General features: G+C 46.5%; 15 protein-coding genes and 1 other annotated feature. Of the genes, 4 read left to right on the plus strand and 11 right to left on the minus strand.

The window, feature by feature from the left end:
- Positions 1-17: 17 nt before the first annotated feature.
- The 4 genes from AD710_RS17025 to AD710_RS17040 form a co-directional block, all read right to left on the minus strand.
- A complete protein-coding gene (locus tag AD710_RS17025) occupies positions 18-1,193 on the minus strand; it encodes an MFS transporter (RefSeq protein WP_049628588.1) in 1,176 nt (391 codons plus the stop codon).
- 140 nt (positions 1,194-1,333) lie between these two features.
- On the minus strand, positions 1,334-1,636 hold the full coding sequence (locus AD710_RS17030) for an ArsR/SmtB family transcription factor (protein WP_045926203.1): 303 nt from the start codon (positions 1,634-1,636) through the stop codon (positions 1,334-1,336).
- A gap of 31 nt (positions 1,637-1,667) precedes the next feature.
- Positions 1,668-3,596 (minus strand): threonine--tRNA ligase, encoded by a 1,929-nt coding sequence (gene thrS / locus AD710_RS17035; protein ID WP_049628589.1) that lies wholly within the window; start codon positions 3,594-3,596, stop codon positions 1,668-1,670.
- Positions 3,597-3,647: 51 nt separating this feature from the next.
- Positions 3,648-3,872, minus strand: a binding site (T-box leader).
- Between the two features lie 365 nt (positions 3,873-4,237).
- Positions 4,238-5,101, minus strand: a complete 864-nt coding sequence (locus tag AD710_RS17040; protein ID WP_049628590.1) for a LysR family transcriptional regulator — start codon at positions 5,099-5,101, stop codon at positions 4,238-4,240.
- Between the two features lie 118 nt (positions 5,102-5,219).
- On the opposite strand from AD710_RS17040, the gene AD710_RS17045 reads away from it, so the two are divergent.
- Positions 5,220-6,200, plus strand: a complete 981-nt coding sequence (locus AD710_RS17045) for a zinc-binding dehydrogenase (protein WP_049628591.1) — start codon at positions 5,220-5,222, stop codon at positions 6,198-6,200.
- 420 nt (positions 6,201-6,620) lie between these two features.
- Here AD710_RS17045 and gltD read toward each other — a convergent pair whose 3' ends face one another.
- Together gltD and gltB are read right to left on the minus strand one after the other, a co-directional pair.
- Entirely contained in the window at positions 6,621-8,102 is a 1,482-nt protein-coding gene (gene gltD, locus AD710_RS17055; RefSeq protein ID WP_045926200.1) for a glutamate synthase small subunit, read from the minus strand.
- A 16-nt stretch (positions 8,103-8,118) separates the two neighbouring features.
- Entirely contained in the window at positions 8,119-12,678 is a 4,560-nt protein-coding gene (gene gltB, locus AD710_RS17060) for a glutamate synthase large subunit (RefSeq protein WP_049628593.1), read from the minus strand.
- A gap of 145 nt (positions 12,679-12,823) precedes the next feature.
- Between gltB and AD710_RS17065 the strand changes: the two genes are divergently transcribed.
- Positions 12,824-13,726 carry a glutamate biosynthesis transcriptional regulator GltC gene (locus tag AD710_RS17065; protein ID WP_049628594.1) on the plus strand — a complete coding sequence of 301 codons (903 nt, stop codon included), beginning with the start codon at positions 12,824-12,826 and terminating at the stop codon, positions 13,724-13,726.
- Between the two features lie 58 nt (positions 13,727-13,784).
- On the opposite strand, the gene proB is transcribed toward AD710_RS17065, so the two are convergent.
- From proB to AD710_RS17085, 4 genes are all read right to left on the minus strand, one after another.
- Positions 13,785-14,903 (minus strand): glutamate 5-kinase, encoded by a 1,119-nt coding sequence (gene proB / locus AD710_RS17070; RefSeq protein WP_049628595.1) that lies wholly within the window; start codon positions 14,901-14,903, stop codon positions 13,785-13,787.
- Positions 14,904-14,924: 21 nt separating this feature from the next.
- Positions 14,925-15,773, minus strand: coding sequence for a pyrroline-5-carboxylate reductase (proC, locus tag AD710_RS17075; RefSeq protein ID WP_049628596.1), 849 nt, complete (start codon positions 15,771-15,773; stop codon positions 14,925-14,927).
- 176 nt (positions 15,774-15,949) lie between these two features.
- Positions 15,950-16,318, minus strand: a complete 369-nt coding sequence (rtp, locus tag AD710_RS17080) for a replication termination protein (RefSeq protein WP_016936568.1) — start codon at positions 16,316-16,318, stop codon at positions 15,950-15,952.
- Between the two features lie 281 nt (positions 16,319-16,599).
- The gene (locus AD710_RS17085; RefSeq protein ID WP_049628597.1) at positions 16,600-17,316 is read right to left on the minus strand and encodes a 3-ketoacyl-ACP reductase; all 717 of its coding nucleotides are present in this window, start codon (positions 17,314-17,316) and stop codon (positions 16,600-16,602) included.
- A gap of 129 nt (positions 17,317-17,445) precedes the next feature.
- Between AD710_RS17085 and AD710_RS17090 the strand changes: the two genes are divergently transcribed.
- Together AD710_RS17090 and AD710_RS17095 are read left to right on the plus strand one after the other, a co-directional pair.
- Positions 17,446-17,751, plus strand: coding sequence for a DUF948 domain-containing protein (locus tag AD710_RS17090; RefSeq protein WP_049628598.1), 306 nt, complete (start codon positions 17,446-17,448; stop codon positions 17,749-17,751).
- A gap of 64 nt (positions 17,752-17,815) precedes the next feature.
- Positions 17,816-18,577 (plus strand): hypothetical protein, encoded by a 762-nt coding sequence (locus AD710_RS17095; protein WP_047474673.1) that lies wholly within the window; start codon positions 17,816-17,818, stop codon positions 18,575-18,577.
- Between the two features lie 30 nt (positions 18,578-18,607).
- On the opposite strand, the gene AD710_RS17100 is transcribed toward AD710_RS17095, so the two are convergent.
- Positions 18,608-19,855, minus strand: coding sequence for an RbtT/DalT/CsbX family MFS transporter (locus tag AD710_RS17100; protein ID WP_049628599.1), 1,248 nt, complete (start codon positions 19,853-19,855; stop codon positions 18,608-18,610).
- Between the last annotated feature and the right edge of the window lie 30 nt (positions 19,856-19,885).

Genomic DNA, 19,885 nt, shown 5'->3' on the forward strand with positions numbered 1-19,885 from the left:
AGAAACGAGGCTTTTGTTTATTCGGCACTGTATTCGGATGAGGTTTTTTCAGACATTAACAACATAAGTGAAAGCACACCGCACATCGCAATGACAACACCGCCTGCACCAATCCATGTCACTGACGCAAGAGACAGATGAGTGACAACAATGCCCCCGATACCTGCCCCGGCAGCCATAGCCAGCTGCATCATAGACTGGTTGAGGCCAAGTAATACACCTGATGATTCCGGCTCCATCGTTGCCAAATGATATTGCTGAGCCGGCCCGGATGACCAGGCGGAAAAGGACCAAAAAATAAGCACTGCCGCCGCTCCGGCAGCAGAATGTGTAACAAAGGGCAATAACATGAGCATGATAGCATGAAGCGCCATTCCGCCGGTCAATGTGACACGCGCCCCCCATTTGTCTGCACTGAAACCGCCTGCTTTAGAGCCGGCAAGACTTGCAACCCCGAAAATAAGGAGCAATGTGCTCAGCATTCCGCTGCTGGTATGAGTAACGTTCAGTAAAAATGGCGAAAGGTACGTATACGCAACCGAATAGCCTCCAAGCCAAAAAAACGTGATGGCCAGGCCGACAGCCACTTTTCGTTTCTTCAAAAAAGAGAGTTGCTGAATGAGCGGCACGGGTTTATCTCCTTTTATCTCAGGCAGCGCGAAACGTATAATCAGCATGGCAATGATTCCGAGTGCCGCAATACCGGCGAAAACCATCTTCCAGCCGAAAGCTTCAGACACGGTTCTTCCGATCGGCACACCGATAATGAGCGCCGCCGTAAATCCCATAATGACTGTCGCAAGAGAGCTTGCCTGCTTTCCCGGAGGAGCGATTTTTGCTGCGATCGTAAGCGCGGTTACCACCACGCTTCCCGCTCCAAGCGCCATGATCACCCGCGCTCCCGCAAATAAGCCGAATCCCTGCACAAGGAAAGAAATGATATTCCCGATAACAAACAGCCCCAGAGCATAGATCATCAGCTTCCTTCTGTCCAGCCTTGCTGTCAGAACCATCACGACGGGCGTTCCGATTGCATAAACGAGTGAAAAAATTGTAATCAGCTGCCCTGCCGCTGCCACAGTGACGCCCAAAGAACCTGCAATTTTATCAAGCACTCCGGATATTACATATTCAGAGGTCCCAACTAAAAAGCTGATAATCGCTAAAATATAAACCTTCCATGTATTTTGCATCTGATACACTCCTTCATTGATGATTTATATAAAGATATATTGTGATATATCGATATAAAAGATTATAAACAGAAACAAATCGCAATATGTCGATGTGTAATCAGAAAAAGAAACTGAATCCCTCTTCAAAGGATTCAGCCCTACATTTCGCGCTGAAAATAATCGGCCATCGCCTTTATCGCTTCTTCATCTCTTTTATAATAGGTATATTTGCCGATCCGTTTCGTTTGGATAAGGCCCGCCCGCTGAAGGATGGAAAGATATTGAGACGCCGTTGACTGTGTCATCTGAAGCTTATCGGTGATCTGACTCACACATACTCCGATTTCATTCATATCAATGCCATCATGCGGGGCGAAGTGATGGTCCGGCTCTTTCAGCCATTGTAAAATCTCAAGCCGGGACTCATTAGACAACGCTTTAAAAACATCAATAGGTTTCATACGTTTTATTATATCGTGATTTTGCGATATGTCAATGTCGATTTACTTGATTCTCTTGTTTTGTTTCATTTATGATCCGGGAAACAAAATCACTCACACTCTCTTCAAATGTGTCGTCCCGTCCGTATTGTCTTACCTGTACAGATTGATGGCGGCACTCGTGATCCCCCACAACAGCAATATACGGTATTTTTTTCATTTGTGCTTCTCTGATTTTATACCCGAGTTTTTCATCCCGCTGATCAAGCTCAGCCCTGATACCCGCTTTCTTCAGCTGCCGGTGCGCCTGTTCTGCGCAGTCCCGGTGTGCGGTATTTGATACCGGGATGATTTTTGCCTGTACCGGAGCAAGCCATAAAGGGAACGCTCCCCCGAAATGTTCGGTAATGATTCCGAAAAATCTGTCAAGAGATCCGAATACCGCCCGGTGAATAACAACAGGACGGACTTTTTGATTTTTTTCATCAATATATGTTAAATCAAATTTCTCCGGCATTTGAAAATCGAGCTGGACAGTAGCGCATTGATGGCTTCGATTCAGCGCATCTTTTATATGAATATCAATTTTCGGGCCGTAAAATGCGCCATCCCCCCGATTAAATCGAAAACGATATCCCTGTTCTTTTAATACTTTCTCTAATGCGCTCTCCGCCCGGTCCCACAAATGTTCGCTTCCCATGTAATTGTCCGGTCTTGTTGACAGCTCAATATCATAGGAAAAACCGAATGCGGTGTACACCTCGTGAATCAGCTGAAGCGCTGAAGTAATTTCGCTCTCGATCTGATCGGGCGTTACAAAAATATGCGCATCATCCTGGCAAAAGGACCTGACGCGAAGCAGGCCATTGAGCGCCCCGCTGAATTCGTGACGGTGCACCTGCCCGAATTCAGCCATCCGAATCGGAAGATCGCGATAAGAACGAAGCTTTTCTTTAAAAATGAGCATGTGGCCGGGACAGTTCATCGGCTTTAACGCGAAGCGCTGATGATCGGCTTCTGAGAAATACATATTCTCTTTATAATGATCCCAATGGCCTGATTGCTCCCAAAGACGCTGGTTCATCATCATAGGGGTGCGCACTTCCTGATAATGATAGGCATCCTGCTTTGAACGCAGAAATGATTCAAGCGTATTTCGGATGAACTGACCGTTCGGCAGATAAAAAGGCATACCCGGCGCTTCTTCTGAAAACATAAAAAGCTGTAATTCCGCTCCCAATTTTCGATGATTTCTCTTCTCCGCCTCTTTTATCAGCTGAAAATGCCTGTTCAGCTCCTTTTTTGAAGAAAATGCCTTCCCATAAATGCGCTGCAGCATTTTTTGATTGCTGTCGCCCCGCCAATAAGCCCCTGACACATGAGTGAGCGAAAAAGCTTTTATCTGACCGGCAGACGCCAAGTGCGGCCCCCGGCATAAATCAATGAAGTCGCTCTGACGGTAAATACTGATTGTATCCTGCTGCGGAATATCGGCTAAAAGCTCGAGCTTCAGCGGCTCGTGAGCAAACAGATGCTCTGCCTCTTCTCTGGAGATTTCTTCTCTGATGATTTCCGGATTTTCTGAAATGATTCTGTTCATTTCTTTCTCAATGGCGGCCAGGTCTTTTTCTGTAATCGTTTCATTCATGTCAAAATCATAATAAAAGCCATTCTCAATAACGGGACCGATCCCTAAACAGGCCTTCGGATACAGACGTTTTACCGCTTTCGCCAATACGTGCGCTGCTGTGTGTCTCATCACTCCCAGCCCCTCTTCAGATTGAAAACTGCACAGTTCAATTTCAGCGTCTTCATGAATGCTTCTTCTAAGGTCATATAACGATCCGTTTACCTTGCCGGCGGCTGATGTCTTTTTCAAAGCCGGACTGATTGATTGGGCTATCTCTTCTAACGTAACACCTTTTTGGTATTCTTTTTGTTTCCCATCAGGAAAAGTAATCACAATGTGCGGTTTCTTCACGGTCTGATCTCTCCTTTATTTTTAAGAAAATAAAAACACACTCATCCCAAAGCAAGGGGCGAGTGTGTGTCAGACCCGCGGTTCCACCCAAATTCCCGCCGCTTCAAGCGGCGGCTCATTGTTGCCGTAACGCGGCTGTACGGTATCGGCTGCTTTCGTTCACCGATACAGCTCAAAAGGCGGTAAGCCCATTCTTCGTGCCGGGAAGGTCTCAGCCTTGCCTTCCCTCTCTGTATGGCCGGTTCGAATGACTCATGTCCTTATCATTGCTTTTTTCTTATATCAACATAAAAACACACTCATCCCAAAGCAAGGGACGAGTGTGTGTCAGACCCGCGGTTCCACCCAAATTCCCGCCACTTCAAGCGGCGGCTCATTGTTGCCGTAACGCGGCTATACGGTATCGGCTGCTTTCGTTCACCGATACAGCTCAAAAGGCGGTAAGCCCATTCTTCGTGCCGGGAAGGTCTCAGCCTTGCCTCCCCTCTCTGTATGGCCGGTTAAAATGACTCATGTCCTTATCATTGCAGATTCTTTATCCGAAAAAACTTTCTTTTATTATACATAAAATTTCGGGAAAAGAAAGTTTTTTTAAAAAAATCGGTAAAAAATTCGGCATATTCTGCTGTCCTGTTACGTCATCATCCATTCGGGAACGCTTTTAATCCAGTCAGCAGTTCTTCAAACGCCGATGTCAAAAATAAATCACGCCGGTAGATGAATGATATATTCATATCCCGAAAACGTTCAGGGAGCTGATGATGAAAAAGATTTTCCCGGTTTTTAAAATAACGGGCGGCTGACGCAGGCAAAAAGGAAACACCCAACCCTGCCTGCACCGCTCCAATAATGGCTTCCAGCGTTCCGAATTCAATGATTTTCTGTGCAGGCACTGCCTCTTCTTTCAATATGTTTTTTATTTTACGGCGGTGCGAACAGCCGGCGGCAAAAAACAGAATAGGCTCTCGCAGCAGGTTTTGCAAGCTGCCTTCCCGCACATTTGAGACCACGATCAATTCTTCTTGGAATACGGCGGATTGTTTAAGGTCTTCGTGTTCGACCGGCCCATAAACAAAAGCCCCGTCCAGCTCATACTGCAGGACGCGTTGCACTAAGGTATGTGTATCACCGGTTGACAGTGACAGCTGTACTTTCGGATATCGTCTGCAATACTCCGTGAAAAATTGAGGGAGATGGACGGCTGCCGCCGTTTCTAAAGAACCGATGCGGAGCGGGCCGTTCGGATGCCCTGCCTCTTGCGCATTTTTTTGCGCCTCATATAGCAGCTGCAAAATTCTGTCTGCATCTTTCAATAAGCTTTCACCTGCTGGCGTCAGCGTCATTCCCCGATTCGTCCGGTAAAACAGCTGTGTTTGCAATTGCCGTTCCAGCTGCTGAATCCGGTTTGTCACATTTGATTGAACATAATGCAGACTTTCGGCCGCCTTTGAAATACTGCCTTTGCGGGCGACAGCCTGAAAAATCTTTAAGTCTCCGCTTTCCATGTAAGGACACCTTCTTGCTATGATTTTTATTGATAGCCGGCTATCAATTTTCCTTCATTTACTGCAGCTGTTACAGCCTGTAAAATTTTTCTCATCAACCATAAAGGAGAGAAAAATAATGGATGCCATTATCATACACGAAAATAGCTTTCATTTCAGGCAGATACCTGACAAACATCCGGGGAACGGAGAAGTCAAAATAAAGCTGAAAACAGCCGGATTAAACCATCGCGATTTATTTTTGATGAAAAACCACGAAACCGGAAACCGTGAATTTATTCTCGGTTCAGACGGCGCGGGAATCGTAACTGAAATAGGACACGGCGTCCGTTCTCATTTACTGCATGCGGAAGTCATCATCAACCCGGTGCTGAATTGGAAGACTGTTGAGGATGTACCAGACGTCCCTGATATTTTAGGCGGTCCAAGCGACGGAACTTTTTCACCTTATGTCATCGTTCCTGCGGAAAATGCCATTGTAAAACCCGATCATCTGACATGGGAGGAAGCGGGCGTGCTGCCGTTATCAGCATTAACCGCTTATCGCGCCTTATTTACAAAAGGACAATTGAAAAAGGGCGAACACCTTATCCTTCCGGGCATCGGGAGCGGCGTGGCAACATACGCCTTACGAATGGCAAAAGCAATCGGAGCGACAGTCAGCGTCACCTCCCGCAGTGAAAACAAAAAACAAACCGCACTGTCATACGGTGCAGACCGGGCAATTGACAGTTACGGCGACTGGAATGAAGCGCTGAATGGCCAAAAAGCAGATATCATACTTGACGGTGTCGGTCCCGCTTTATATCAACACTACCTTGACATTATGAAACCGAATGGCCGGATCGTAACATTCGGTGCCAGTTCAGGTGATCAGCTAGGATTTCCTATTCGCTCGCTGTTTTTTCCGCAGATTCATATTCTCGGTACATCAATGGGAAGCAATGAGGAATTCGCGCAAATGCTGGAATTAATAAAACGCTGCGGCATCCGCCCCATTATCGACCGTATGTACCCTCTTAGAGAAGCAGCAGATGCCATTAAGAGAATGCAAGAAGGACGGCAGTTCGGCAATATCGGCTTTCATATAGATGTCTAAAAAGAGGAGCGGACCCCTCCGTTCTCTTTTTTGTTTATGAGCCTTCCGCTCTGACATACTCTTGATATTATTTCTTTCAAATAAAAAAGTGTTTTCCTGGTTTTTAAAACTTTTCGATGATACAGCCACACGACGGGTAAAGTGCCCGTCAAAAAAATGCACAGCAAAAGTGTCTTTAAACGGCGCCGCCCGAGCTTGCACAGCGCTTCTAGATATCTTTTGTCAGCACAATCCTTTACGTAACGTTTTGCGGCAGCTATCAAAACAGGCCTTCTTTCGTTCACCGATTTGAAACTGCTGAACGGAAGAACAAATTATACGTCGCTCTGTTTCAGAAAGCAGATCATGCTGACAGTTCAGTTCCATGACATATGAAAAAACCGGCTGAGCCCAGCCGGTTCTATAATTAATCCCCTTTATTTACGGTAAAACAGTGCTCCCCATTAAATAACTGTCGACTTCGCGCGCTGCTTCCCGGCCTTCATTAATCGCCCATACAATCAGGCTTTGGCCTCTTCTCGCATCCCCTGCGGCGAAAACACCGTCAACATTCGTTTTATAATCCCCATATGCCGCCTGAATTTTATGATTTGCCGAATCGACACCAAACTGCTTCAATAATGGCTGTTCAGTTCCTTCAAAACCGATGGCGATAAACACCAGCTGAGCAGGCCATACTTTCTCCGTTCCGGGCAGTTCATGAAATTCATACTTACCGAATTCATTTCTGACTTTTTCCATTTGGATGGTGTGGATCTCTTTTAAGCGGCCTTGTTTATCGGCCACCATTTTTGTCGTCTGAATTGAATATTCTCTCGGATCTTTGCCGAACTTTGCCTGCGCTTCTTCATAGGCGTATTCAAGGGTGAAGACGTGCGGCTGTTCAGGCCACATATTGTCATTCGTGCGCGTCTGAGGAAGTTTAGGATGTTTCCCGAACTGATGCACGCTGCGCGCTTTTTGGCGCAGCGCGGTTGCTACGCAGTCAGCTCCTGTGTCTCCCCCGCCGATCACGATGACGTCTTTCCCTTTAGCGTCTATGAATTGTTTATCTTTGAAGTTGGAATCTAAGTAGCTTTTCGTCGCCAGTGTTAAATAATCCATTGCGTAATGGACGCCTTTTGCTTCCCGGCCTTCAATCAGCAGATTGCGCTGCTTTTGGGCGCCTGTGCACAAAATGACGGCATCAAATTGTTCTTTGAGCTCATCAGCCGTTATGTCAACGCCGATTTCGGTATTTGTCACAAAATCTATACCTTCCTGCGTCAAAAGCTTAATACGGCGTTCGACGACATTTTTCTCAAGCTTCATGCTCGGAATGCCGTACATCAGCAGGCCGCCGGCTCTGTCAGCACGTTCATAGACCGTTACGGAATGACCGGCTTGGTTCAGCTGATCAGCGCTTGCCAGACCTGCCGGGCCTGAACCGACGACAGCGACTTTCTTACCTGTGCGTTTCGCTGGAATTCTCGGCTGAATCCATCCGTTCTCAAAACCTTTGTCAATGATCGTCCGCTCGATGTTTTTAATTGAAACAGCCGGATCTGAAATGGCCAGTGTACAAGATCCTTCACAAGGAGCGGGACAGACCCGCCCTGTGAATTCAGGAAAGTTATTCGTTTTCAGAAGGCGCTCCAGTGCTTCTTTCCAGCGCCCCCGATAGACGAGGTCATTCCATTCCGGTATTAAATTATAAATCGGACATCCGGATGTAAAACCGTTAATATCAGCGCCGATTTGGCAAAACGGTGTGCCGCAATCCATACACCGCGCCCCCTGCCGCTTTGACGCTTCATCTGAAAATGGAGCCGAATACTCTTTCCAATCTTTTAAGCGAGTGAGAGGGTCCCGCTCAGCCGGTTTTTCTCGTTTTTCTTCCATGAATCCAGTTGGTTTCCCCATGTTCCTCTCCCCTTTCTTACTGCACTACCGCTTGTTTTTGATCTTTGGCCGGCGTTTTGTGAGCCTTTGTGTTGGCTTCAAAAGCATACATAATGGCGTCTTCTTCTGATAAACCCGCCGCTTTTTGTTCTTCGATGCTGAGGAGCATTTGTTTATAGTTTTTCGGAATGACTTTGATAAAGGTCTCTGCGGCGTCTTCCCAATGATCCAGGAGGTCTGCGGCTTTTTTGCTGTTTGTCAGCGCCGCATGCCGTTTGACCATTTCTTTCACTTCTTTGATCTCCGTTTCATCCGTCAGTTTTTCAAATGAAATCATTTCCATGTTGCATTTGCGTTTAAATGCTTTGGCATCATCGCTCAGGACGTATGCGATACCGCCTGACATCCCCGCTCCGAAGTTTTTGCCGACTTCACCGAGGACGACAACCCGGCCGCCTGTCATGTATTCACAGCCGTGATCTCCGATACCTTCTACAACGACATTGACTCCGCTGTTGCGGACCGCAAAACGTTCACCGGCGCGCCCGTTAATGTACGCTTCCCCGCTTGTTGCTCCGTAAAAGGCGACGTTCCCGATAATAACGTTCTCATGCGTTTCGCAATTGAACGCATCAGGCGCTTTCACGATGATTTTTCCGCCGGACAGCCCTTTTCCTACATAGTCATTTGAATCCCCGGTCAAATGAAGCGTCATCCCTTTAGGGACAAATGCGCCGAAACTCTGTCCTGCTGATCCGGTGAAATGAAGCCTGATCGTATCATCCGGCAGTCCTTCCGCTCCGTAGCGTTTGGAAATTTCACTTCCCGTCACGGTTCCGGCTACGCGATTTGTATTATTGATCTTGATTTCCGCTTCCGCTTCCTGACCGGCTTCAATTGCAGCCTGCACCGCCGGAAGAATTTCAGTCATATCAAGTGACTGGCTGATTTTATGATTTTGCGCAGTCCGGAAAGTCCGCACGCCTTCAGGCTGATACAGCAGCGTTGATAAATCAAGCTGTCCCGCTTTCCAATGCGCTTTTGCACGTTCGCTGACATGAAGAACGTCCGTACGGCCGATCATTTCATCCAGTGTTTTAAAACCTAACTGCGCCATATATTCACGCACTTCTTCCGCGACAAACAGCATGTAGTTTACGATATGATCAGGATCGCCCATAAACTTTTTACGAAGCTCCGGATTTTGCGTCGCGACACCTACAGGACATGTATCTAAGTGACAGGCGCGCATCATGACGCAGCCTAGAACGACGAGCGGCGCTGTGGCAAAGCCGAATTCTTCCGCGCCTAGCAAGGCGGCCATCACGACATCGCGCCCTGTCATCAGCTTACCGTCCGTTTCCAATACCACACGATCCCGTAAACCGTTCAGCATCAGCGTTTGGTGAGCTTCTGCAAGACCAAGCTCCCACGGAAGACCTGTATGTTTAATACTCGTTTTCGGTGAAGCACCCGTTCCGCCGTCGTACCCGCTGATGACGATGACATCCGCCGTACCTTTTGCCACACCGGCCGCAATCGTGCCGACGCCGGCTTTTGACACGAGCTTGACGCTGATTCGCGCGTTTCGATTTGCATTTTTCAAATCATGGATCAGCTGAGCCAGATCTTCAATTGAATAAATGTCATGATGAGGAGGCGGTGAAATCAGCCCGACACCTGGTGTAGAACCGCGGACATCCGCGACCCAAGGATATACTTTGTTGCCCGGAAGCTGGCCGCCTTCTCCCGGCTTCGCCCCTTGCGCCATTTTGATCTGCAATTCATCCGCATTGACGAGATAATGGCTTTTTACGCCGAAACGGCCGGATGCGATCTGTTTAATTGCACTTCTTCTGTCGTCACCATTTTCATCCGGAATAAAACGTTTCGGGTCTTCTCCGCCTTCTCCGCTGTTGCTTTTTCCGCCGAGCCGGTTCATCGCTATTGCCAAAGCTTCATGCGCTTCCTTGCTTAAGGAACCGAACGACATCGCCCCTGTTTTAAAACGTTTCACGATGGACGCAGCTGATTCGACTTCTTCTAATTTTAAAGGTTTGCGGTCTTCTTTGAAGGCGAACAGATTACGTAAAAACCCGATTCGTTCTTCATCCGCTGCATGAGAATATTGCTTAAACAGGCTGTAATCATTCTTGCGGCACGCCCATTGCAGAGTATGGATGGTTTTCGGATTGAAAGCGTGGTGCTCTCCCCCGTTCCGCCATTGGAATTCACTACCCGGCTCAAGAGTTTGACTGTAATCATCCTTGTAAGCCGCTTGATGACGCTGTTTCGCTTCTTGCGCAATCGTTTCGATATCGATTCCGCCAAGCTGGGATGCAGTTCCCGTAAAGTATTTGGAGATGACGTCTTCACCGATGCCGACCGCTTCAAAAATTTGGGCGCCCCTGTAACTTTGCACAGTTGAAATTCCCATTTTTGACATCACTTTCACGACGCCTTCTGTCACGCTCTTTCCGTATTTGCTGACAGCTTCCTCATACGGAATATCAAGCCGTCCTTCATCGATTTCCTGCTTATACGTAGCGTAAGTCAAATACGGATTGACAGCATCGGCCCCATATCCGATGAGAGCCGCAAAGTGATGAACTTCACGCGCTTCGCCTGATTCAACGATAATGCTTGCTTTAGTGCGCAGACCTTGACGGATCAAATGCTGATGCAGCGCACTGACGGCCAAAAGCGGCGGAATCGGCGTCAATTCTTTACTCATTGCCCTGTCAGATAAAATTAACAGAGATACGCCTTCCTTGATCGCTTTTTCCGCCTGCTGAAACAAATTCTTCAGGCCTTTTTCCAGGTCATCGGAAAACAGCGTGCGGATGTTCTGGCTCTTAATGTCAGGATGCACAAGTGTTTTCAGCGCATAAAACTGTTCGTTAGATAATACAGGAGTATACAGTTTAATGCGGCGGGCATTTCTTTCACTCGGATGCAGCAGATCGCCTTCAGCTCCGAGCCATGTCACCGTGGAGGTCACCAGCTGCTCGCGGATCGCGTCAATCGGCGGGTTTGTGACTTGCGCAAACAGCTGTTTAAAATAATGAAACAGTGATTGGGCACGATCGGATAAAACGGCGAGCGGCGAGTCATTTCCCATGGAGCCGAGCGGGTCTTTGCCTTCTTTAATAACAGGAATTAAATATTTCTGAATATCTTCATACGTATAGCCAAACGCTTTTTGCCGGACGAGAAGATCATCGAATTGTTCCTCTTCCCGGATTTCCGGATCAGGATTCACTTGAACCAATTCCTCTTCAAGCCATTTTTGATACGGGAATTCATTGGCGATTTCCGTTTTTACTTCTTCATCTGAAATAATCCGGCCTTCCTCTAAGTCAATGAGCAGCATTTTTCCGGGTTCCAGTCGTTTTTTATGAAGAATGTTTTCCTGCTCCACTTCAATAACGCCCACCTCAGATGAGAAAATAATATGGTCATCTTTTGTCACATAGTAACGTGCCGGACGCAGGCCGTTACGGTCAAGGATGGCGCCGATTTGTTTACCGTCCGTAAACGAAATGGCGGTCGGTCCGTCCCACGGCTCCATTAAAGAGCTGTGATATTCGTAAAAAGCCCGTTTCGCTTTAGACATGTGAGTGTTTTCGGTCCATGGTTCCGGGATTAGCATCATTGCCGTATGTGCCGGCTTCCGTCCCGCCATCACGAAAAATTCAAACGCATTATCAAGAATAGATGAGTCACTGCCCTCAGCATTTAAAATCGGCAGCACTTTATGAAGATCGTCTCCGAAGCTTTCTGAAACGAACTGCTGCTCTCTCGCCCGCATCCAATTGATATTGCCCCGAAGCGTATTGATTTCTCCGTTATGGATCAGATAGCGGTTCGGATGGGCACGTTCCCAAGTAGGAAAGGTATTTGTGCTGAACCGTGAATGTACGAGTGAAAATGCAGATACGAAGGTTTCATCCTGCAAATCCAAATAAAACGCGTCAACCTGCTCAGGCGTTAACAAACCTTTATAAACGATAGTCTGGCTTGACAGGCTTGCGAAGTAAAAATCAAGCTGTTTGTGAACGCCCCAATTTTCAGCCTGCTTCCGGATGACATACAGTTTGCGTTCAAAAGCAAGGCTGTCTTTCAAATCGTTTGCGGCACCGATAAATACTTGGCGCACGTATGGGCAAGTACTTTGTGCCACTGTTCCGATTTTTCCGACATTAACGGGAACGGTTCTCCAGCCGAGAACGGTCTGCCCTTCCTGCTCAATGAATGCATTCACCTGTTTTTCGATCTTTTTTCTTTCCTTTTCATTTTGCGAGAAAAAGACCATTCCTACCCCGTAACGGCCTTTTTCAGGCAGCTTCATTTCTCCGCACTCTTTCTTAAAAAAAGCATCAGGGATCTGAACCATCAGGCCGGCGCCGTCTCCCGTATTCGGGTCACTGCCCTGTCCTCCTCTGTGATCCAGCTGGCAAAGCATCTGCAGTCCTTTTTTGACAATGTCATGTGAAGGTTTCCCTTTTAAATGGGCATACAAGCCGATTCCGCATGCATCATGCTCAAATTCCGGACGGTAGAGACCTTGTGCTTTCGGCATTTGATTGTAAGTCATAATTCCTCTCCCCCGATCAGTTTCCGTTAATTATCGGTCATAAAATCTGACAACTTTAAATTAATTGTAAGTTTTCAAAACAATATAAACAATATATAATTTAGATCAAATACATCTCAAAATGAGATAGATAGGTGTGAACGCAATGGAATTACGCCAGCTTCGGTATTTTATGGAGGTAGCAGAACGGGAACATGTGTCAGAAGCGGCTGATCATCTTCATGTCGCCCAATCCGCCATCAGCAGGCAGATTGCAAATCTTGAAGAAGAGCTGAAGGTCACTTTATTTGAACGGGAAGGCAGAAATATTAAGTTAACGCCGATCGGCAAACAATTTTTAGAACATATTAAAACAGCGATGAAAGCAATTGATTACGCGAAGGAACAAATCGATGAATATCTTGATCCTAATCGCGGAACCGTCAAAATAGGATTCCCGACGAGCCTTGCAAGTCAGCTTTTGCCGACAGTGATTTCAGCATTTAAAGAGGAGCACCCGAACGTTGAGTTTTTGCTCCGCCAAGGATCTTATAAGTTTTTAATTGAAGCCGTAAGAAACAGGGACATAGATGCGGCGCTGCTCGGCCCCGTTCCGACGGAATTTCCCGACATAACAGGCAATATCTTATTCACAGAAAAGATTTACGCGCTTGTTCCGCTGCATCATTCGCTTGCCAAACAAAAAAATATCCATTTAATTGATCTGCGCGGCGACCAATTTGTTTTATTTCCTGAAGGATTTATTCTCCGCAATATGGCGATTGACGCTTGCAGACAGGCTGGCTTTGCGCCGCTTGTATCAACGGAGGGCGAGGATTTAGATGCCATTAAAGGATTAGTCTCCGCAGGCATGGGCGTTACTTTATTACCTGAAAGCACCTTTGCGGAAACCACACCTCGGTTCACGGTCAAAATTCCGATTGAATTCCCTCAAGTGAAGCGCACCGTAGGCATTATTAAGCCAAAAGGCAGAGAACTGGCTCCGTCTGCGAATGATTTCTATCATTTTGTCATTCAATTTTTCTCCAAACTTGAACAATATCAATAAAAACAAACCCGAGCTTCAAAACGAAGCCTCGGGCTTTGCCATGTTTTATTGATTTTTCTCAGCTGATCGGGATGGACAGTTCAACGTGGCAGACAAACGCTTCCGGATCGATGACTGATTGACCGGTCTGTTTATGCGGCGTTTCTTTATATGTCTTCAGCTGAGCTGAGGAATAATTGACGATGCCGAGCCCAAGCTCTTCTCCCTGCTGATCAAGCAGTCTGACAACCGCCCCGCTGCTGAATCTGCCGTTAATCTGTTCGATATCCTGCGGTGACAGCGCCACATTTCCGTTCGCTATATCGCGGCTGCTTTTCTTCTCCATCACAATCTCGCCTTCGGGGCCGGAATTAAATGCAAGCCATTGTTCTTTGTGGTTTAACGGGAGGGTTCCTTCCGCTTCAAAATAAGTTCCTTCAGCCGCCTCTTCTACCGCTTGAAGCAGAATGTCCGGGGCGTTAGCCTGCCCGAGGAAACCTTTAATACCGGAGGCCATCACAATTTTAAAAGCATCCAGCTTTGAACGCATTCCGCCGGTTCCCATCTCACTCCCGGCATCTCCCGCGCTTGCTTCTATTTCCGGGGTGATGTCACTTACATGTCTGATTCGTGCCGCTTCCGGGTTGCTGCGCGGATTATCATCATATAATCCGTCGATATCTGATAAAATCACAAGCATGTCGGCATCAATTAAGCCTGCGACCTTTGCCGCGAGTGTATCATTATCACCGAATTTCAGCCGATTGACTGTGACGGTGTCATTTTCATTAATAATCGGAATAATGCCTCGTTCCAAAAGGACGTTCATCGTATTGCGGACATTATGATAGCGGTATTCATCAGAAAAGTCGCTTCTTGTAATTAAAATTTGTGACGCGACATAACCGTGCGCTAAAAACAGCTTTGAATAAGCTTCCATTAATAATCCCTGCCCGATGGAAGCAGAAGCCTGTTTTTCAGGGAGGCTTTCCGGTTTCTGAATAAAGCCGAGCTTCCGATAACCTGCCGCCACTGCGCCGGAAGATACTAAAATCACTTCATAACCGCTGTCTTTCAGCTGTGCGATTTGATCCACCAATGTCTCCAGTTTTCTTCTGCTGATTTCTCCGTGCAGGCTCGTCAGTGAGCTGCTGCCGATTTTCACCGCGACTCTTTTGATCTCCGTCCGAGACGTCACTGTATCACTCCTGTTTTTATTTTATAGTGCTGCTGTTTTTTCAATTGTTTTGCTGATCTCAATAGAACGTTCAGTCGCATGTTTAATGGCTTTGGCAATGGCTTCCCCGCCGCCTTCAGACCTGAGCGCATCAAGGCCGGCTGCAGTCGTGCCGTTTGGAGAGGTGATGTTTTCTCGAAGCACATCCGGTTTTTCCCCCGTCTCCATCAGCATTTTTGCTGCGCCTAATAATGTTTGCGCGCCGATTTTGCGGGACAGTTGTTTATCTAAGCCGGCTTCTTCACCTGCTTTTTCGATAAACTCCATTAAATAATAAAAGTACGCCGGTCCGCTGCCTGCGATGCCGGTGAAAATGTCCATCTGATCTTCCTTGATCACATATACTTCACCGAGACATTCCAGAAGGGATACCGCAGTCTGTGCTGAACTTTGAGAGACATGGTCTCCGAAAGCCGCAGCTGTTGCCGATTCGCCGATCATGCTGGATGTGTTCGGCATGACTCTTACAACCGGCTGATTCTCATGTAATGATTGTTGTATAAATGAGGTTGTTATGCCTGCCAAGACAGACAGGATGATTTGATGAGGTTGAATACGCCGTTTCAGCGTCTCCAGAGCGATTTCAGCATCCTTCGGTTTCATAGCTAAAATAAAGACATCAATGTCTTCGGTTTTCATGCTGTCAAAAGCTGTGCCTTGAATTCCGTATTGATGTTCCAATTCAGCGAGTCGCTCTGTATTTCGGCGGTTTGTCACGCAGATGTTTTGATTGGGAATTTTTTTTGCGCGGACCATGCCTGATATCATTCCTTCAGCCATTGATCCTGCTCCTATAAAAGCAACTTTCTTTTGATCTAAGATCGGTAACATCTCCCTTGTTCGTATTTTGTTCGCATTTTTCACACGTTTTTTATGTTATCATGTCAGGAGTCAATGTCAAGTTTGAAGGTTTTATTGATATGTATTGTTCCCTGTCTGCTATTATGTATAATGAATCACAGAACACCCCGCCTGAGCCCGGGCGGCGGGGTGTGTTCCGGACAGATTTAAAAATTATCGGAAAGGGCTTTTTCTATCAGCTTTTTGCAGCGGTCAAGCTCTGTCTTAAGCTGTTTTTTGTAAAGTTTCGCAGCTTCATAGTCTTTAAATTGATAGAGAACGACTTCCTGGAGTTTGGCTCCTTCTTTTTTGACCTTTACCTGTTTTAAGATCCCGTCATCCAAGAGTTCGTGGAGTGAACGGTATACCTCAGTATGATTCGGCTTAAAACCGATGGGTTTAAATTCGGAGCGCAGCACCTCGAGAAGCTTCAGTCCGTAAAGCCGTTCCTGCTCTGTCATTGTAATCATGTAAAGCTTTAAAAAAGCCCTTTGTTTCACTAAAAAACCGGTTGAACTTCTTTTTTCTTCTTTCAATATGTGCACACCCTTCCCTCCAACAAATTATTCCATGTACTAAATATTCTCTTTATATTCCGTTTTCCCTTTTATTGTGCGGACAGTTTAATTTGTATTTATTTGTTTTTTAGAGCGGCAGGAAAAAACATAATTGAACATTTGGTACATAGTTTATTTAGTTTAATTATAACTGATATCGGTTTCTTTTTCATTCCTTTTTTCGCACAAATCCTTTATATCTGCTCATTCAGTTTTAAGGAAACAAAAAAAGACCTGTCTAAAAAGACAGATCCCGTTTTTTAAGGATTGGTTGACCATAAACCGGCAGCTTTAATGAAAATGCGCGGATGTAATTTCAATTGAGCAACCATATATTCTGCAAGATCCTCAGGCTGCATGACTTTTTCCGGATTGCCGTCTGTCAGATTTAATTCAATTGACATATCGCTGGCAACCGTGCTCGGAGTCATTGCGCTGACACGGATATTGTGTTTTCTGACTTCCTGCATGAGAGATTCAGTCAGACCGAGAACGGCAAATTTCGAAGCGCTGTACGCACTTGTCGCCGCGGCGCCTCTTTGGCCGGCCGTAGAGGAAATATTAATGATATCTCCTGATTTTCTCTCAATCATTTCAGGAAGAACGGCGCGTGTCACATGGTATACACCCATTACATTAACTTGAATGATGGCTTCCCACTCTTCTGGCGTAAGATCTAAAAATCCGCCGAATTTGCTGATTCCGGCATTGTTAATCAGGATGTCAATCTCACCGAGATCTTCTTTAATAGAAGCGACGGCTTGTTCGACCTCTTTTTGGCTTTTCACATCGGCAGAAGCGAATGATGCCTTTACACCAAGGGCTTCCACTTCTTCTGCAACCTTCTTAACATTTGCTTCAGTGCGGCCGATTAAACCGATATTGACTCCTTCTTTCGCTAAAGCAATAGCGGCGGCGCGGCCGATTCCTCTGCCCGCACCCGTGATAAGAGCCGTTTTGTTCTGTATGCTTTCCATGTCTTTCACCCTTTCTGAATGTCCTTATGTACGATTTCACATTATAAGCAGAAAAAAAACAATTAGCAAATAAAATGATTCATCAATCTCTATAAAGGGTATCAACTGAAAAAAAGGAGTGAAAAGCAGATGATTATCATTTTGTATATCAGTGCTGCCGTTGCGGCTGCCGCCTTGGTTTATTTAGCCGTATCAGCCGTGCGTTTTAAAAGAAACACAGCACCTGATATAAAGAAGATTAACGTCACGGCAGCGTCCATGCAGACGTCCGTTGAAGAAATCAAAACAGAAACCCGTCTGTTATCACAAAAGCAGAAAGAACTGCAGGAAGACTTTCTCACTAAAAAAACAGCCGTGCAAACGACGGCTGCTGAAGCAAAAGGAACGACTCATGTCCTGAAGATGCTCTGGGACGCCGGTAAAAGTGATTTATGAGCCTGCATGTCATCCGCCGTTTTTGCTGACACTAAGAGAATGAGCGGGTTCAAGGAGGCATAATATGATTTGCAATCGTGAGCGGCTTGCACATTTTTTGCGCCAGCTTAAAGCATTATCATCTTCGGGAGAATTTACAAAATCGGATTTGCTGACTCCGGAGTTCCATTTAGCAAAAGACGGAGATTTGGATATATATTATTCGCCTCATAATGAGTATATCAACCCTCATGCTGCAGTTGTCATCTCCGGAATTACACCCGGTTTTTTTCAGATGCAGCGGGCTTACAAAGCAGCGGCACAGCTTTTAAAAAACGGCGAATCTCTTGAGGTGGTAGCATATGAGACAAAAAAAGCGGCCGGGCTTTCCGGTTCCATGAGGCAGCACATGATCGAAATGCTTAATGAATGCGGTCTGCCGGCCGCGCTCCGAGTTGAGAATTCATCCTGTTTATTTGGTTCAAAACGGGAGCTGCTTCATACGACATCCGTTATCAAACACCCTGTTTTTTATAAACAGAAAAACTATACGGGACATCAGCCGCTAATCAGCAGGTCAGCTCTTCTCAGCCGTTATGCGCTGAAATATTTTCCGGACGAAATAGAAATGATGAAAAAGGACATTCTGCTTATCCCTCTCGGTAAAGCAGCAGAATCCGCCTGCCGCATGCTGAAGAAGAACGGGAGGATGAATCATGCGGTCATTTTGGAAGGCTTCCCGCATCCGTCCGGCGCAAACGGACATCGTTTCAAACAATTTCACGAAAACAAACAATCGTTACGTGAACAAATTCAGCGCTTTGCCGAGTTTCTTCAGAAGCTGTAAAAAACGCCCCGAGCCTTCGGGGCGTTTCTGTTAAGAAGCATATTCAGGCAATGATTTATCGTGTTTTGCCGTTTTTTCTTCAGGTATTTTGATTTGATTTGTCAGGATTGCACTTGCGAAATAGAGCGCCGCGAAAATCCATACTACGCCTTGTGCGCCGACAAGCCCGATAAACGCCCAGGCAAGCGCGGGGCCGACAAATGCCGACAGGCCCGCGGCCAGATTTAACACAGACATGGCAGCACCTTTATCGCTGCCGGCCGCCGTCGGCACGATAGCTCCGATCGGAACGAATCCGGCCAGAAGCCCTCCCCAAATAAAGCCGACAATGCTGACGAAAAGCAAGTTCCCATGTGATACAACAGGAGCATAATATAATAAAAGGGTAAAAATGCCGCAGCCCGCTCCTCCGAACCACATGACAGTCTTTTTCCAGCCGAACGCATCGCCGACTGCACCGAAGATTAAGTTAAAGACGATATTGCCGAGAAAGATCGTGCCCCAAATCTGCAGCCATACATTTGTAGAAATGCCGTGCTGCGCCATATGCATTGGGAGAAATACCGGAAATCCGTATGTTCCGATACTGTTGATGATCCGAACAATCCCCCCTGAAAGCACACGCGGATTTTCAGCAAGGATGGTGATTCCTTTCATTAATTCCTGCACCTTTTCCTGTTTACTTGCTTTTTTCTTTTCAAAGCGGTCCCTATTTAAAATCAAAGCAAAAAACGCGCCGAGGCATACCCAGAAAATTGAACTCCACAGCGTATTCAAATAGCCGAAGGATTTGATGGCCCAGCTAGAATACCAGGCTCCGAATACAAACATGCCGCAGCAATATGCAATCCAGAACCAGCCGACCGCCGTACTGAGCTTGTTTTTCGGCGACCGGTAAATCACCCATGTCAAAAAAGAATAGGCAAACAGCGGATAGCCCAGCCCTTTAATAAAATACGTGACATACATTACCGGCAAATTAAGATTTTCAAATCCGTATGCGATAAACGCGGCTGTTCCGATAACGTAAAATAACAGCCCCATAAACATCGTCCGCTTTGCGCCGAAGGCTTCGAGGCAGACGCCTGAAAACCAAGACGCTATTGCGAGAGAAATACCGTAAACCGTAAACAAGGATGCTGATTGCTGTACCGTCAAGCCGTTTTCAACTAAAAACGGGCTGAGCCAGCCTTGTTCAAGGCCGTCCCCCATCATAAACAGCACGACCCCTAAAAATCCCCAGGCAAGCTGTTTCGGAATTCCTATTTTATTAAGCATTTTTGTTCCTCCTCAGCAATCTTTCATGTT

Origin of the sequence: Bacillus sp. JFL15 (assembly GCF_001184225.1) — a bacterium.
GTDB classification, from domain to species: Bacteria; Bacillota; Bacilli; order Bacillales; family Bacillaceae; genus Bacillus; species Bacillus siamensis.

What these genes read in the sequence shown, in the direction of transcription:
- AD710_RS17090 (WP_049628598.1), top strand. Translation starts at nt 17,446, where the DNA reads ATGATTATCATTTTGTATATCAGTGCTGCCGTTGCGGCTGCCGCCTTG.
- proC (WP_049628596.1), bottom strand. Translation starts at nt 15,773, where the DNA reads ATGTTACCGATCTTAGATCAAAAGAAAGTTGCTTTTATAGGAGCAGGA.
- gltD (WP_045926200.1), bottom strand. Translation starts at nt 8,102, where the DNA reads ATGGGGAAACCAACTGGATTCATGGAAGAAAAACGAGAAAAACCGGCT.
- AD710_RS17085 (WP_049628597.1), bottom strand. Translation starts at nt 17,316, where the DNA reads ATGGAAAGCATACAGAACAAAACGGCTCTTATCACGGGTGCGGGCAGA.
- AD710_RS17095 (WP_047474673.1), top strand. Translation starts at nt 17,816, where the DNA reads ATGATTTGCAATCGTGAGCGGCTTGCACATTTTTTGCGCCAGCTTAAA.
- AD710_RS17030 (WP_045926203.1), bottom strand. Translation starts at nt 1,636, where the DNA reads ATGAAACCTATTGATGTTTTTAAAGCGTTGTCTAATGAGTCCCGGCTT.
- gltB (WP_049628593.1), bottom strand. Translation starts at nt 12,678, where the DNA reads ATGACTTACAATCAAATGCCGAAAGCACAAGGTCTCTACCGTCCGGAA.
- AD710_RS17065 (WP_049628594.1), top strand. Translation starts at nt 12,824, where the DNA reads ATGGAATTACGCCAGCTTCGGTATTTTATGGAGGTAGCAGAACGGGAA.
- AD710_RS17040 (WP_049628590.1), bottom strand. Translation starts at nt 5,101, where the DNA reads ATGGAAAGCGGAGACTTAAAGATTTTTCAGGCTGTCGCCCGCAAAGGC.
- AD710_RS17025 (WP_049628588.1), bottom strand. Translation starts at nt 1,193, where the DNA reads ATGCAAAATACATGGAAGGTTTATATTTTAGCGATTATCAGCTTTTTA.
- AD710_RS17100 (WP_049628599.1), bottom strand. Translation starts at nt 19,855, where the DNA reads ATGCTTAATAAAATAGGAATTCCGAAACAGCTTGCCTGGGGATTTTTA.
- AD710_RS17045 (WP_049628591.1), top strand. Translation starts at nt 5,220, where the DNA reads ATGGATGCCATTATCATACACGAAAATAGCTTTCATTTCAGGCAGATA.